This is a genomic window from Prolixibacter sp. DSM 2831 (genome assembly GCF_056493735.1).
The window spans coordinates 1,289,977-1,306,346 of record NZ_CM151379.1 but is presented as its reverse complement, the minus strand read 5'-3'; the positions used below and the strand labels follow the sequence as shown (position 1 = coordinate 1,306,346).

At 41.2% G+C, this 16,370-nt stretch carries 11 protein-coding genes; all 11 read left to right on the top strand.

The window, feature by feature from the left end:
• The first annotated feature begins 126 nt into the window (after positions 1–126).
• Positions 127–1,284, top strand: coding sequence for a hypothetical protein (locus AC060N_RS05155; protein ID WP_479526159.1), 1,158 nt, complete (start codon positions 127–129; stop codon positions 1,282–1,284).
• Positions 1,265–2,689 (top strand): hypothetical protein, encoded by a 1,425-nt coding sequence (locus AC060N_RS05150; protein WP_479526158.1) that lies wholly within the window; start codon positions 1,265–1,267, stop codon positions 2,687–2,689. Before AC060N_RS05155 ends, AC060N_RS05150 begins: the two co-directional genes overlap by 20 nt.
• Complete coding sequence (locus tag AC060N_RS05145) at positions 2,680–3,432, top strand: glycosyltransferase family 2 protein (RefSeq protein ID WP_479526157.1); 753 nt, start codon at positions 2,680–2,682, stop codon at positions 3,430–3,432. Before AC060N_RS05150 ends, AC060N_RS05145 begins: the two co-directional genes overlap by 10 nt.
• A 4-nt stretch (positions 3,433–3,436) precedes the next feature.
• Entirely contained in the window at positions 3,437–3,661 is a 225-nt protein-coding gene (locus AC060N_RS05140) for an acyl carrier protein (RefSeq protein WP_479526156.1), read from the top strand.
• Entirely contained in the window at positions 3,661–4,896 is a 1,236-nt protein-coding gene (locus AC060N_RS05135; RefSeq protein ID WP_479526155.1) for a class I adenylate-forming enzyme family protein, read from the top strand. Before AC060N_RS05140 ends, AC060N_RS05135 begins: the two co-directional genes overlap by 1 nt.
• A gap of 56 nt (positions 4,897–4,952) precedes the next feature.
• On the top strand, positions 4,953–5,675 hold the full coding sequence (locus AC060N_RS05130) for an SDR family oxidoreductase (RefSeq protein ID WP_479526154.1): 723 nt from the start codon (positions 4,953–4,955) through the stop codon (positions 5,673–5,675).
• Positions 5,676–5,677: 2 nt separating this feature from the next.
• Positions 5,678–6,646, top strand: a complete 969-nt coding sequence (locus AC060N_RS05125; RefSeq protein ID WP_479526153.1) for a hypothetical protein — start codon at positions 5,678–5,680, stop codon at positions 6,644–6,646.
• Positions 6,643–7,491 carry a polysaccharide deacetylase family protein gene (locus tag AC060N_RS05120; protein WP_479526152.1) on the top strand — a complete coding sequence of 283 codons (849 nt, stop codon included), beginning with the start codon at positions 6,643–6,645 and terminating at the stop codon, positions 7,489–7,491. The genes AC060N_RS05125 and AC060N_RS05120 overlap by 4 nt, the downstream gene beginning before the upstream one ends.
• Before the next feature lie 731 nt (positions 7,492–8,222).
• Positions 8,223–8,879 (top strand): PQLLE family protein, encoded by a 657-nt coding sequence (locus AC060N_RS05115; RefSeq protein ID WP_479526151.1) that lies wholly within the window; start codon positions 8,223–8,225, stop codon positions 8,877–8,879.
• 1,999 nt (positions 8,880–10,878) lie between these two features.
• On the top strand, positions 10,879–12,105 hold the full coding sequence (wecB, locus tag AC060N_RS05110) for a non-hydrolyzing UDP-N-acetylglucosamine 2-epimerase (RefSeq protein WP_479526150.1): 1,227 nt from the start codon (positions 10,879–10,881) through the stop codon (positions 12,103–12,105).
• A 1,129-nt stretch (positions 12,106–13,234) separates the two neighbouring features.
• On the top strand, positions 13,235–14,446 hold the full coding sequence (locus tag AC060N_RS05105; RefSeq protein ID WP_479526149.1) for a glycosyltransferase family 4 protein: 1,212 nt from the start codon (positions 13,235–13,237) through the stop codon (positions 14,444–14,446).
• Positions 14,447–16,370: the final 1,924 nt, after the last annotated feature.

Below are 16,370 nucleotides of genomic sequence, written 5' to 3'. Positions count from 1 at the left end.
GTAACGTTCCCGAACAATGGCAATATTTCTACGTCTGTATATTTGAGCACTTTTTTCATTCCCTTTCTATATTATCTAAAAAAAAACACAGAAATTATAACATTTTTCATATATTTCTATTTCTCGTTGAATCTATACAGCTTAGCTCCTGTATTAAACTATCTAACTTCAGGTAAACCAATTTTATTGTTCTATACTCCAATTTCAATTTATTCTGAATATCTTTATTTAAGTTCGATCATAAACTCCCTTATTTTTATCTTATTTAAGCCACAAAATCTCTCGATTGAAAAAAAAACGGGGCTACAAATAAATAAATCTGGACAGCTTTTTCTGATTACAAGTGGATTTATACTTTTTGTAATTCAATTCTATACAACAGGAGCATTTAATATTGCTCTTACAGGGGGAAATAAAGGAGAGATTCTAACTAACGCCTATAGTGATGCACAAGCATTTCTTTACTTCCTACTTCCTGGAGTCTATATCTTTGTAAAAGATATTACCCAGAAAGGTTTTAAATTCTCTTGGGCCAATATTATAATGGCTTCTTTTATTATGCTCTATATCTTATTTTGGTTTTTCATAAACGCTCGGGGTCCAATTATATTATTACTCATCATCACATTTTTTGGTGTTCAACGAGTTATTAATTTCAAATTCAAGCTATACTATATACCCTTGGCGCTATTATTGTATGGAGCCTTAGCGATCGCCTCAGTAAGTAGAAGTTGGAAAACAAATTTCAACATTCCGAAAACTATAGAAGTTATTTACAACAATCCGTGGGTGATAAATGTCGGCACACTTGAATATACCTGGGGGCTAAAGAATTACGTAGTAATGAAAGAAAATAATTTTGATCAGTCCTATCCTTTTAAAACATATGCCGACCAATTTATTTCACCGTTAAGTCGAGTTTTTAAGTTCGAATATAAAACCGTGTTTAAAGAATACAGGGATAAGCTTCATTGGCAAAGAGCTGAAAAGGGTGGAGACTATGCAGGAACAGGATTTTCTTTACTATATGAATCAGTAATGAATTTTGGATACTTGTTTTTCTGGCTCCCGATTTTAGTATTATTCTGGTGGCTCCGCTACATAGACAAAATGTTTTATAGACTTGAAACCTTTGAACTATATCTATTATTCTTACTACCTTTTTTCTTGCATGTTGGTAGATCCGGCTTACAAATAGCCCCTTTTGTTACAAAATATATTTATTCAATTGTTTTTGCTCATTTATTCAACAGAAGTTTTTGGAATGCACGCAGATATAAATAAACTTAAAGAACGTTTTCTAAATTGGGAAAATGAAAACAACTGCTTCAATTTTAGAATAAATGAATTATCAGCATACAGATTCATTCGGCTGGATTTATTTGAACTTTTAATCTTTAAAGAAGAAAAGATAGCCAATATCCAGACAATTGATAATTCATTCAGCCAGATGAAATCGTTCAAGACAGGTTATGAGATGCTACTTAATTCATTAACATTTCTTATCACTATCCTGCTAAAAAGGAACAAAAACATTGTTATTTCGTCCAATGTAAATACAATATTCAATTATTTAAAGAACAAATATTCAGATAAATATTTTCACTTTATCTCAAACGAAAATGAAATGGGATTTCTGGAGTTTCCATTTCCCCCAAAACTCCATCAGCCAAAACATGAATTTAGTTCACATAGAATCTTTGGTGATATTTTCTATTTAGGGGAATATCTAACAAAAGTAAACAAGGTACATAGAGTCGAGATTGATTCTTTTTTGAATAAAGTAATTTTCTCGTTTCTTAACGAATTTCATTTCATATCGTTCGATGAAGAAGGAAAGAAGTTTCTTAGAAAAACTTTTCATAAAAAGATTTCAAGAAATATCAAAAGGAAAAAAGTCTACCGTCTTTTATTTACTCTCTTAAAGCCTAAATCCATCCTCGTCAAATCGGCCTATGATCCAATCAACATTGTATTCCAACAAATCTGTGTCGAAAAAAAAATACCATTTGCAGAATTACAGCACGGTCATATATATCCCTTTCATATGGGATATGTACTACCCCAAATAGATACTGATACTTTTCCAGACAAATTATTATGCTTTGACCAATTCTATAAAGAAAGTCTTGTAAAGAACGCGGGATGGGCACCGGAAAAAATTTCGATAGTGGGAAATCCGTTGAAAGAATTTATTCAAAGCGAAAACGCTTCTGCAATTTCTGAAAAACAACGGGCAGGTAATATCGTAATAGTCATGCAACATACCATACCAAACGCATTCAAAAACTTTTTAAAAGAAACAAGAATATACCCTAACTATAATTTCATAGTAAAACTCCATCCAAAATTTAAAGAAATTCAAGAACAACAACTGGATGAGGTATGCAAACTAAATAACAACATCAAACTAGTGTCTGATGGAAACATTCAGACATTGTTTGCCAATAGTATAGCTGCTGCAGGGGTATATTCTACCGCTTTAATTGAAGCAAAAGAACTTGGCTGCAAGGTTTTTCTAATACCACATATTTTGTCCGATTATTACAACGATTTTGTTGAGAAAAAAATCTTTCATAAAGTTGCTGATTTGAATGAACTTATTTCAATGATTGAAAGCAACATAGAACAGGAAAACTTTAGCACCGAGCCTGCAAATAAACTTTTAATAGATCAGCTATGGAATTAGTGTCTATCATAACACCAACGTATAACTCATCCCGGTACTTAGAGGAAACGATTGAGTCTATTATTCGTCAAACCTATAAAAATTGGGAGTTGCTTATCACCGATGATTGTTCTTCGGATGAAACATTTGAATTACTAAAAAAATATTCAGCACGAGATGATAGAATAAAAATATTTCGACTAAAAGAGAACTCAGGTCCAGGTGTAGCAAGAAATAATTCAATCAAACACGCTCAGGGGAGATATATCGCTTTCTGTGATAGTGACGATGTCTGGCAGAACGAAAAACTGTTAACACAGTTAAAATTCATGGAACGGAATAACTATGAATTTTCATTTACAGCTCTTTATCACATGGATGAGGAAGGCAATCTACTGCAAAAAATAAGTGTTCCTGAACAAATTAATTATTCAGATCTGCTGAAAAAGAACTACATCGGTTGCCTGACAGCAATGTATGATACGAAGAGAATTGGTAAAAAATATATGCCTAAAATCAGAAGAAGACAGGATTACGCTTTATGGTTAAACATAGTTAAAGTTACACAATTTGCGCATGGTTTGAATGAACCTTTGGCTTATTACAGAGAACGTAATTCCAGCGTATCCAGGTCGAAACTCAGATTACTAAAGTACAATTGGGCTATTCTCCGCGAACATGAAAGAATATCATTTGTTAAATCAATCTATTACATTTCACACACAATTATTAACTCTATTAAGAAATATTACATAAGAAAATAATAATATGGAAACCTTAAACAACATTATTAACACAGTATTAAAAAACAGAGGGAAACAGGAAGTTGCTTCCATTAACGAGAACAGTCATTTAAGAAATGACATTGGAATGGATTCGTTGGATCTGGCGGAACTGACGGTTCGGATTGAAGCAGAATACGATGTGGATATTTTTGAAGATGGAATTGTGAATACGGTAGGAGAAATCTTTCAAAAAATAAATGCCAATTGATGGAGCTTTTTCTTAAAGACAAATTTGCAAATAAAAAAATTACTTGGAATAACCTGGTTAGTGATTTAAATGGGATTGAATCATTTAATCCCTATTGCTTTTCTGCAGATTTTTATGAGGTTTTTAAACAGATAATTACCTCTTTAATCCTTAACAGCCCCATTATTTTATTGGATGCTGATTTCTCGGAGGAGGAATTGGAGAAATTGACAGGGCAATCAACGTTCAGTAATTTCGAGGTTCAATTGTCTAAATCAAATAGACCAAACCTGCAGAGTAAAAAAGATATTCTGAATGCATTGAGTGATGTTAACGACCAATGGTCGATTACGCTTTTTACTTCAGGCACAACGGGGCTACCGAAAAAAGTAATGCATAGTTTTCAATCCATCACCCGTTTTGTCCGAAAGTCTGAATCAAAGCAGAACGACATATGGGGATTTGCTTACAATCCGACCCATATGGCTGGTGTGCAGGTTTTTTTCCAGGCACTTCTGAATGGGAATCCTATCATTCGTTTATTTGGGTTGCCCAAAGACGATCTGCTTGGTGAAATCGAAGACACTCGTATTACAAACATCTCTGCCACTCCTACTTTCTACCGGCTAATGCTTCCCATCAAAGGTACATACCCTTCGGTTAGAAGGCTTACATCTGGCGGTGAAAAATTCGATGAAAACACGATTCAACAATTAAAGACAGCATTCCCCAATGCAAAAATCACCAATGTATATGCTTCAACCGAAGCTGGAACCCTGTTGGCATCCCGGGGAAATTATTTCATCATAAAACCTGAATTTGAAAGCCTAATTAGGATTGAAAACAATGAATTACTGATCCATAGCTCATTGATGGGACAAAGTGAAATTTCCAAAGAGGAGTGGTATAACACCGGTGATTTGGTAGAAGTGATCCAAGAAACCCCACTGAAATTTCATTTCGTTTCACGAAAAAATGAGATGATAAATGTGGGTGGTTACAAGGTTAATCCTTCGGAAGTGGAAGAGACAATAAGAGAAATGAAAGGGATACAAGACGTCAGAGTATTTGCAAAGAAAAACTCTGTTCTTGGAAGTATCATTTGCTGTGAAATTGTAAAAACCAACATTCAACTGGAAGAAACAGCTATCCGTAGTTTCCTGCAAGGCAAACTTCAGGAATTTAAGATTCCGCGTATGATTAAATTTGTTGACAAACTATCAACCACTCGTACCGGAAAAGTGAAAAGAAATTAGTCTTCAATCGAATTGAAGAAAGATTCTGATTTTTAATCATTGAAAAACTCAATAGTGTGAATATACTAGTTACAGGCGTATCGAAAGGACTGGGTTTGGAGACAGTTAAATGCCTTTTAAGACAAGGTTGGACAGTTTATGGAATTAGCAGGAGCAAAACCCAACCACTAGATGAGCTAATGCTAAAATATCCTGAAAACTTCAAGTGGCTTAGTTATGATTTAGCCGATGCAGTTAATGTTCGTAGAGATATTTTCAAGGAATGGCTGGGAATGGGAACACCGCTTCACGGCTTTGTAAACAACGCTGCACTAGCTTACGACGATATTGTGACCAATATAAACGTGGATGCCTTGGAAAAAATGTATAAAGTGAATGTTTTCACACCGATGAATATGACGAAGTATGCCATCAGACACATGCTGCTGCATCATATCAAAGGGAGTATTATCCATTTATCTTCAATTAGTGTTCATACCGGTTACAAAGGATTAGCAATGTACGCATCAACCAAAGGAGCACTTGAGGCTTTCTCGAAAAACACCGCAAGGGAATGGGGTGAAAAAGGCATCCGCTCCAATTGCATTGTCTCCGGATTCATGGAAACTGAAATGAGTGCGTCCCTCACAGATGACCAAAAGAACAGGATATACAACCGGACTTCATTAAAACAACCAACCGATACCGCATCTGTGGCAGAAACAATTGCTTTTTTACTATCTGATAAGGCCAGTTCCATTACAGGACAAAATATTCATGTTGATTCTGGAACAATTTAACTATGCAAATTGAGATAAAAAAAACAACCGATTGGCAATTGTCAGAATGGAATACCTATGCAAAAAGCTTCAATCAGGTTTTTGATAAAAAGTATTCGGTTGATTTTTTCAAACATAAATATCTAAATTCAGTTGACAATTTGTCCTACCATGCGTTGTTGAAAACGGATGAAGGAGTGGTAGGAGGATGCACTGTAATTCCCTATAATTATAAAATAACTAATAAAACCGTACGCATTGGACTAGCGGTGGATGTATTTATTGCAGAAGAATACAGAACTGATCCGCTTGCTCTCTACCGGATGTATAAAAAGCTCAAAAAAGAACTCATTTCCAACAATATTTTTCTGGTTGTAGCGGTTCCTAATGACACAGCCTACTCTTATTGGAAAAATATAGTAAAGTGGAAAGACGTGGGCTACCTTAAATATTACGCACTTCCCGTAAGAATCGGAAAAATTGTCAACAGTCTTCCTGCTTTCTTTAGTTTTTTTTCTCTGTTAGGCTCAAAATTGTTCATCGGGATTTCTGCAATATTCAATACAAAGCAGAAAGAATATATAATTCAAATCGACCGAACAAATTCAGTTATCGAAAAACAGCGATATACGGACGTTCATCGCCAAATAAGAATTTCTGATACCTACTTTTCTTATCGCGTCGTCGATGAAGACGGAATTAACACGGCTTATTTAATTGATTTTTACAATACGCGTACTAAAAAGAAAGACAATCATACCCTAAGAAAAGCAATCAAATACATCGGTAAAAATGAGTCCAGCGATTTGATTCTCTTCGTAGGCAAACTTTCCTTTTTTCAATTGTTACTATTCAAAGTTCCTTTCAAGCGGGAACCCAAACATTTGTACTTCACAGTAGATATATTGGATGAAAACAAATTTGATAATCCAGATTTAATACTCGATATAAATAATTGGGATTTCGGCCTGTTTAATTACGACGTAAGATGAATATTCTCACATTTGATATCGAAGAATGGTTTCATATTCTGGACAATGAATCCACCAAAACAACAGAGCAATGGAAACAATATGAAAGCCGCATTCACCAAAATATGGATCATATTTTCCAACTCTTACAAAAACACAATCAAAAGGCAACCTTCTTTTGTTTGGGATGGATGGCGGAAACCTATCCGGAGGTAATCAAAGAAATTTCAGACAGAGGCTATGAGATTGGTTCACATACCCGGATGCATCAATTGATATATGAACAAACGCCTAATGAATTTGCTCTGGATTTGGAACATTCTATCAAGACATTGGAAGATATCACCGGGAAAAAAGTGAAGTATTTCAGAGCTCCCGGGTTTTCTATCAGAGAAGACAACAAATGGGCATTCGAAATCATCGCATCTCAGGGTATCGAAGTGGATTGTTCTGTGTTTCCCGCACCGAGGGCACACGGCGGATTCCCATCATACAAAGAGCCACTACCATCCATTCTGAAATATAATGGAGCAACACTGAAGGAACTTCCGATTAATTACACAACAATAGCTGGCAAACCCCTAATCTTCTCGGGTGGTGGTTACTTTCGATTGTTCCCCTATCCACTATTAAAAAAATGGACAAAAAATTCATCTTATGTGATGAGCTATCTCCATCCTCGCGACTTTGATGCCGGACAACCAGTTTTAAAGGACTTGTCATTAACTAGAAAATTCAAATCCTATGTGGGGTTGAAAGGGGCATTAAATAAACTCGATAAGTGGCTTTCTGATTTTGACTTCGTAGACGTAGGAACGGCAACGGAGAGCATCGATTGGGGAAACGCAAAAGTAGTTGAGGTCTAAACTTGTTCAAAATTTCGAATCTGCCACCAGCAAAACTGTTTGTTACTTGAAGAAGTATAACACAACAAAACACACAATAGCAACGCCGGCTGAGAAACCATCTCAACCGGCGTTTTTCATGCCTTCTCCCACCCTGTCAGCGGTCTTTCACCCTGACAGTGGCCGTCGGTAGTATCAGCTTTTCCAAAGTTCAAAACTTTGGAAAAGGTTTACGCTCGATAAGCAACACAATACCAACACCAACTGCGGAAACCACCCTGACAGTGGTTGTTCCATTTCAAGAAAAATTTAAGACTGACACAGTTCATTGAATAGCCCCCTGGTATCTCACAGCACCTGCCAAAAAATATTAAGCGTCCCCATTTTTCCAAGCAGCAGTCGTCAAAACATGTTAAGCATACATACTTTTTCGCGCAGCAGTGGCTAAAACATGTTAAGCATACATACTTTTCGGTTCAGTAAGGTTCAAAATATGTTAAGTAGCATGTATTTCATCAACTACATTTATCAAAAAAATATTCAAACAACATAAAATAGGTAAAATAAGAGCATAATAAAACAAAATAACCCATTAATAGATAATTATAATTAACAATTATATGTCAGCTATCATACCAATAAGCGTAGAATACCTATTTTTCGAATAATCAATAGTATTGTTTGATTTTTTTACTCGTGCTAAAATTTGTAACTTCTTGTAACAAAAATTAATTAATCTAAAATTTTAAACCATGGGTAAAGACCAATCAATTAACGATTTCATGGAAGACTGTCGCATCAAAATTTACAATGCATCCAGCGACGACGTCATCAGTGCCCGCCTCCTCCCCTTCGGATACGATGAGGCCAAACACACCACCAACAAAACAATCTACACCGACACGGTAGCGCTCGTTAAGAAAAATGAAAACGAAAATGCCGAATGGCGAACGGCCAGCGAACTATTCAACAACCAGCAGAAAAAGACCCGGAAGGATTTCTCTCAGATCAGGAAAAAACTGAAATTCTACTATCCGGCCTCCTCTGCCGAAGCAAATACATTGGGACTCTACGAAGACAAAATCACCAAATACACCGATTTCCTGCAGGTAGCCAAAAATTTTTACGGCAACCTGGTCGGTATGCAGGAAGTGCTCGATAAACTAGCACCGTTTGGGTATACCCTCGAATCAGTTCAGGCGCTGCAGGCAGACGTAGACCAACTTGATGTTCTCCGCGCCAACCGCGAAAAAGAAGGCGGGGATGCCCAATACGCCACCAAAGAACGGAATACCAAAATGGACGAACTCTACGAAGCGGCCAACGAAATTGCCCGTCTGGCCAAGCTCATCTTCGAAGATGACGAAGCACAGTACCTCGAAAAACTCGGCATCATCGCCCGTTCATAAAAGTCATAGTCTAAGAAAATAAGGCAACAGCCTTCAACCTGCAAAGGGATTTCGTCGCCAATCAACGACGGAGTCCCTTTTTTTGAACACTACTTCACCCCAACCCTGTCAGTGGTCTTGTACCCTGACAGAGGTTATTTCAACGCAACCATCAAATAAGCTAGGACCTCTATTCCAACCACCGGCCCAAAGTCCCCTTCAGGGGATGCAGGGGTGAAATTCCGACAGTGATCATTTCACCACAACCATCAAAAAAAGCCACGAATCCCCGTCACAATCACCGGCCAAAGCCCATCTCTATGTTAGAGAGGGGTTGGGGTGAGTAGAAATCAACGGTCGACCGAAAAAATTGTCACCGTGCATCACCTTTTCCAAAGTTTTGAACTTTGGAAAAGATTTACACTCGATAAGCAACACAATACCAACGCCAACTGCGGAAACCACCATGTCATTGGTCGTGCGCCCTGACAGTGGTTATTTCAACGCAACCATCAAATAAGCTAGGACCTCTATTCCAACCACCGGCCCAAAGTCCCCTTCAGGGGATGCAGGGGTGAAATTCCGACAGTGATCATTTCACCACAACCATCAAAAAACGCCACGAATCCCCGTCACAATCACCGGCCAAAGCCCATCTCTATGTTAGAGAGGGGTTGGGGTGAGTAGAAATCAATCATCATGGTAATGCAAACAATCAACGCCGCAAGCCTCCTGTTAATCACCAGCCCAAAGTCCCCCGGGGTAGGTTCCAAGGCTTTGGAACAGGGCAAAAAACACACAATACCAACTGCAGAAACTCCCCTGTCAGTGGTCTTGTGGCTATGGAATTGTGGCCCTTGAGGCCGTTCCACACACGCCATCGAAGCTCACCCGTGGTAATCCGTGAATTCAATCTGTGTTAATCAGTCAACAAAAACAGCCTCGAAGGAATTAGCAAAATTCGCCCAAATTCGTGTAATCTGTAATATCTTAATCGAACTTCGTTTCGCGTAATTAAACATCACGACAGGCAATTCTTTACAATTTTGGAATCCAAATCCAGAATTGTAAATTTATATCATGATACATCGGGAAGCAGAAAAAGAACTAATCAACCATCAAAAACGCCACAAACCCCCATTCCAATCACCGACCCAAAGCCCATCTCTATGTTAGAGAGGGGTTGGGGTGAGTAGAATTCAACCACCCAACCCATAAAAGTATCAATCGACAGCCGGTATATCACCTTTTCCAAAGTTTTGAACTTTGGAAAAGGTTTACGCTCGATAAGCAACACAATACCAACGCCAACTGCGGAAACCACCCTGTCATTGGTCGTGCGCCCTGACAGTGGTCATTCCGGCCCCCCATAAACCCTATACCATACACTATTTCAGTTCGGCTTTTCATTTTTCATTCCTAATTACACATCGTTCATTACCCTTTCTCCCACTCTCCGTTTCTCGCCTTCTCCCCATCACAGCGCCCATCCGTAGAAGAAACTCTGCGCTCTCAGCGAAAATCTCTGCGTCCTCTGCGTGGAATAAGATTCTCACATTCACCTGTTAAAAGTCGGCATTGCGGCGCAGGAACGTTATCATTTCAAGTGTGGTCTAAATATGCGCCTCTTCTAAATGCCTGGCATTCATCACCCAAGGCGTTGCCATTGGGCTGAAGTAATCCGGCCCTTCAGGCCGTGTCCATCCGTGTCAATTGTTTTTCTACAGCAACCTCGAAGCACCAATTCGCGTAATTGACTTCGTCGAACTTTGTTTCGCTCTAATTCGCCTAATCCGTGCTATCGTAATTGACTTCGTCGAACTTCGTTCCGCTCTAATTCGTGAAATTTTGCTACAGTGCAAATCCGTGTCAATCCGCTCGCAACAACAACCTCTACGCCCCAATTAGCGTCATTCACAATAATTCCTGCAATCAGTTTACTGATATTCGTGTAAACCTTTTAAATTCGCAAAAATCCTGAACCGGTCAATCCCGGATCGTAAAGAATAAAGCACATCGTATGAAAATTATATCTGTCGTAGGGGCACGTCCCAACTTTATGAAAATAGCACCTTTCATCCGTGCCATCAAAGAACACAACAAAAATGTTACCAGCAAAGTAAACAATCAAGACGATAACCTTAAGCACGATACTGCAACAATAACTCATCTTCTTGTTCACACCGGGCAACACTACGACGTCCGCATGTCGGAATCATTTTTCCAGGCCCTGGGGATTCCTGCTCCGGATATTAACCTGGAAATAGGCTCCGGCTCACATGCCGAGCAGGTGGGTAATACCATGATTACTTTTGAAAAGGTACTTATACAGGAAAAACCCGACTGGATTGTGGTCGTCGGTGATGTAAATGCCACTCTGGCCTGTTCGGTGACGGCAAAAAAACTGAGCATCAAAGTGTGTCACATCGAAGCAGGCCTTCGCAGCGGTGATGAGACCATGCCGGAAGAGATCAACCGGCTCGTGACCGACCGGCTCAGCGATCTGCTCCTGACACCCGATAAATTGTCCATGGAAAACCTTCGCAAAGAGGGTGTCCCGGAAGAAAAAATCCGGTTCGTCGGCAACATCATGATTGATACCCTCGAGCGTAACCGGAGTCAGTCAGCAGCACTGGATATCAACAGGATTATTCAATCCAACCGGCTAACTGATGCGCTGCCTCATAATGACAAGGAGGAAACCCCTGCAACATCACTGCTGGAATCCGGTTCCAATCCATATGCCATCCTCACCATGCACCGTCCTTCCAATGTCGATAAAAAGGAGATTCTTGCTCCCATCCTAAACTTCCTCACTGAAGAAGTTGCTGCCGACATGCCGGTCATCTGGCCTATCCATCCGCGTACACAGAAGATGTTGCAGCAGTTTGATTTATGGGATAAGGCAACCGCCTGTAAAAATCTCATCCTCCTCCACCCCATCGGTTACCACGAGATGCTGCGACTGAACATGTCGGCAACCATCATGCTCACCGACAGTGGCGGCCTGCAGGAAGAATGCTGTGTATTGGGAACCCCTTGCCTTACGCTCCGCTGGAACACGGAACGTCCGGTTACATTAAAAGAACATGGCGGAGCCAGCGTGCTGGTGGGAAATAACATCAATCGCATCCGCGAGGAATACCAAACGGCGTTAAAAGCAGGCCGCATTCCCCAACGTCCGGAGCTGTGGGATGGAAACACGGCAAATCGCTGTGTAGAGGCTATTGTGAATTATCCCGGCTAATACGAATGAGAAAACGCCGGCTGTGGAACTAGCCTGTCAGTGGTCTTGCACCCTGACAGTGGTTATTTCACCACAACCATCAAAAACGCCACAAACCCCCATTCCAATCACCGGCCCAAAGCCCATCTCTATGTTAGAGAGGGGTTGGGGTGAGTAGAATTCAATCGTCGTGGTAATGCAAACAATCAACGCCGCAAGGCTCCTGTTAATCACCGGCCCAAAGTCCCCCATTTTTCATTGCACATTGTTCATTACCCTTATGCCCTATATCATACACATCTCAGTTCGACTTTTCATTTTTCATTGCACATTGTTCATTACCCTTTCTCCCACTCTCCGTTTCTCGCCTTCTCCCCATCACAGCGCCCATCCGTGGAAAAACCTCTGCGCTCTCCGCGAAAATCTCTGCGCCCTCTGCGTGGAATAAGATTCTCACATTCACCTGTTCAAAGTCGGCATCTGCGGCGCAGGAACTTCATTATCTCAATCCCGGCCAGAATGTGCGCCTCTTTTAAATGCTTCGCATTCGACCCCGGGCCTGTCCCGATGAACGTCGTGGAGTGGTGGCGTCGTCCCTCCTTACCCCGGGCTTTGGACTTACGCCCTTCAGGCCTTCTTGTAAGCAACATCGAAGCGTCAATCCGTGGCATCCGTGAATCAAATCCGTGTCAATCCTCTTACAACAGCAACCTAGAAGCACCAATTCGCGCAATTCCCTTCAATTCGTGTAATCCGTGCTATCGTAATTGACTTCGTCGAACTTCGTTTCGCTTTAATTCGAGAAATTTTACTACACCGTGGCATCGTGAATGCAATCCGTGTTAATCCATCAACGCAAACAGCCCCGAAGCACCAATCATTTTCAATTCTCAATTATCCATTTTCAATTTCAAATACGCCTTCCCATAACCAACATCGAAACTCAACAGCGTCCATCCATGAAAAAATCCGTGTAAATCTCATCCTTCAGGCAACCTTTTCCAACCGGGGAGCATCATTTATGGAGATGCACACAATGAAACCCGAACAACTACGTTAAAGTTAAGTATGATTTAAAGTAGAAGTAATACGGGTTATAGCGCAGATTGCCTACATTTGTGCGTCTCTTAACCTCAAACTTATAAAAGACATGCCAGAAATTATTTATGTGATACTGAGTTTTGGACTCTCGCTACTGATTGCCGTCAGGAGCATCCCGACCATCATCAGTGTCTCCCATCAAAAACATCTGTTCGACGAACCGAACGGACGTTCGGCCGCCACACAGGTGGTACCTACCCTCGGAGGAATTGCCATTTTTTTAGGTTTTGTATTGAGTGTGACCATTGCCGGCAACGGCTTCGTGATGCCCGGTTTGAAATACATCCTGGCTGCGATCACCATCATGTTCTTTGTGGGGCTGAAAGACGATATTCTGACTGTTTCTCCCTGGAAAAAACTGATAGCACAACTAGGCTCAGCCTTCATGCTAATTGTTTTGGCAGATATTCGCTTCACGAACCTCCACGGATTCATGGGAGTTCACGAAATAAGCTACCCGGTGAGTATGCTGCTTTCCGGTTTTGTGATGATTGTCTTCATCAATTCCTTTAACCTGATCGACGGCATCGATGGCCTCGCTTCCGGTATCAGCATTGTCGCAGCCGGCGTGTTTGGCGTGTGGTTTTACCTGGCAGGACATATCGAATACACCATTCTGGCCTTTTCACTCATTGGTGCGCTGAGCGGGTTCTTCTATTTCAATGTCTACGGGAAAAAGAACAAAATATTCATGGGCGATACCGGCTCCCTTATTCTGGGAACCATCATGTCGGTACTCGTCATTCAGTTCAACGAGCTGAACATTATACAAACCCGTCCTTTCGCCATCGCATCGGCACCGGCAGTTTCCTTTGGCATTCTCATCTACCCGCTGTTCGATACCATCCGGGTATTTGCCATCCGGATGTACCAGGGAAGGTCACCGTTTTCACCCGACAAAAACCACATCCACCATCGGTTGTTGGCCATGGGGATGTCGCATAAGCAAGCCACCTTTACGTTGCTGGCCGTTTCTGCACTTTATCTCATTCCGGTATTTTTGCTGCAGGGACTGGGCATCTGGGGACTGATGGCTGTCAACCTTGCATTTGCCATGGGCTCGGTAATGCTGCTGGGAAGGCACATCCAAATCAAACAACTGATTCGGAAAGACGATCCGTTCCAGCAAATTCTAATTCCCCGGCGCAACGAACGCCTAATCGACATGCCAGGATTGGAAAGGCAGGATAAAAAACCGGCTGCTGTACGTCGCGGCTTGGTGAGGGCGCTTAGTCACCTCGACAAGATTAGTTTCTGGTAAACACGGATTACGCTAATTAGACCCCGCACACAGTTCTATCGCGCACAAATTACGCGAATTGGAGCTCCAATGTTAGTTACAAGGCCTGAAGGGCCGTAAGCCCATAGCCCAGGGTAACCCGAGATGGACATTGAGGGGCCGCCCTGGGGTAAAGTAGCGTACCTTTGCAAGAGGCACACCTTTCTACTCCGATTGAAAAACTGAATAACTTGCGCCGCAGATGCTGGCACCGAATTGAAATAGTCATTAGGGGCGTACATCCGACAACGGCGTATCGTGGTCTTGGCATATCTGACGTCTTTTATCTTAACAACAGAAACTGCGCAGCCCAACCTAACCGGTAAAAGCTGATATAGGCACGACCAATCGCGTGCTCTTACTCCTCCCCGGGTGGGGAGGCTGGGTGGGCCAAAAAACAAACCTGAAATTCTGATATGTTAACCATCAACGCTTTCCCCGATAGCTGTCGTGGGGTGGCGCAACAATGTATCCGCTTTTCATGAGGCCGTAATGTGCGCCTTGGATTGTTGCCGACCATCCAACCCGGGCTTTCCCGGACCGCCAACCCAAGACCAAATACCTCCATCGAAACGCCTTCTCTTAAAACTTAACACCTAACACTTAAAACTTTTTTTAACCTAAAACTCCTAACACAAGAAACAACAGAAACATTTCGAACCATAGGATGAGTATAATACAAAGCCACGATATATCGTGGCCCTACCGAGGCCGGTGCTGAATGGAACCAGGTGCTCATCCCTGTTCAACGATGCCTTTGTGAACATAGCGGTTTCTTTGTGTTCCTGGTGGTTACTCTCTTTTACCACGGAGCACACTAAGTTTTACACACAACGGACATAAAAAGCCCCTTCACCAAAGTCCAACTGGCAAACCAAGGTTAAAGTTGACAGGGTTAAAGATTGAGCGATGCCAAATCCCGGCGTTACGTCGGAGTCAATGGTCTAATGTCTAAAATCTCTTATCTGGAGTCTTTTACTTAAAACTTAACACCTAACACTTAAAACTTTTTTCAACAGAAACATTTCGCCCCATAGGATGGGGATAATACAGAGCCACGATATATCGTGGCCCTACCAGGCCGGTGCTGAATGGACTTAGGTGCTCACCACTGTTCAACGATACCCTTGTGAACATTGCGCTTTCTTTGTGTTCCTGGTGGTTACTCTCTTTTACCACCAAGCACACTAAGTTTTACACACAACGGACATAAAAAGCCCCTTTCATCAAATCCAAACTGACAAACCAAGGTCAAAGTTGACAGGGGTAAAGGTTGAGCGATGCCAAATCCCGGCCGTAGCGTCGGAGTCAAAGGTCTAATGTCTAAAATCTCTTGTCTGGAGTCTTTTACTTAAAACTTAACACGCTACTCTAACCACAGGAACCACAAAGCCCAACATGAAACCTGAAACCAGACCATCTAACATCAGAATCCAATTTGGAATGAATACAGGTCCAAAGACCTTGAATTGTATCGTGGCCCTACCAGGCCGGTGCTGAATGGAACCAGGTGCTCATCCCTGTTCAACGATGCCTTTGTGAACATAGCCGTTTCTTTGTGTTCCTGGTGGTTACTCTCTTTTACCACGAAGCACACTAAGTTTTACACACAACGGACATAAAAAGCCCCTTCACCAAAGTCCAACTGGCAAACCAAGGTTAAAGTTGACAGGGTTAAAGATTGAGCGATGCCAAATCCCGGCGTTACGTCGGAGTCAAAGGTCTAATGTCTAAAATCTCTTGTCTGGAGTCTTTTACTTAAAACTTAACACGCTACTCTAACCACAGGAGCCACAAAGCCCAACCTGAAACCTGAAACCTGAAACCAGACCATCTAACATCAGAATCCAATTTGGAATGAATACAGGTCCAAATACCTTAAAATCAAGCCTTGAAACATAAAAAT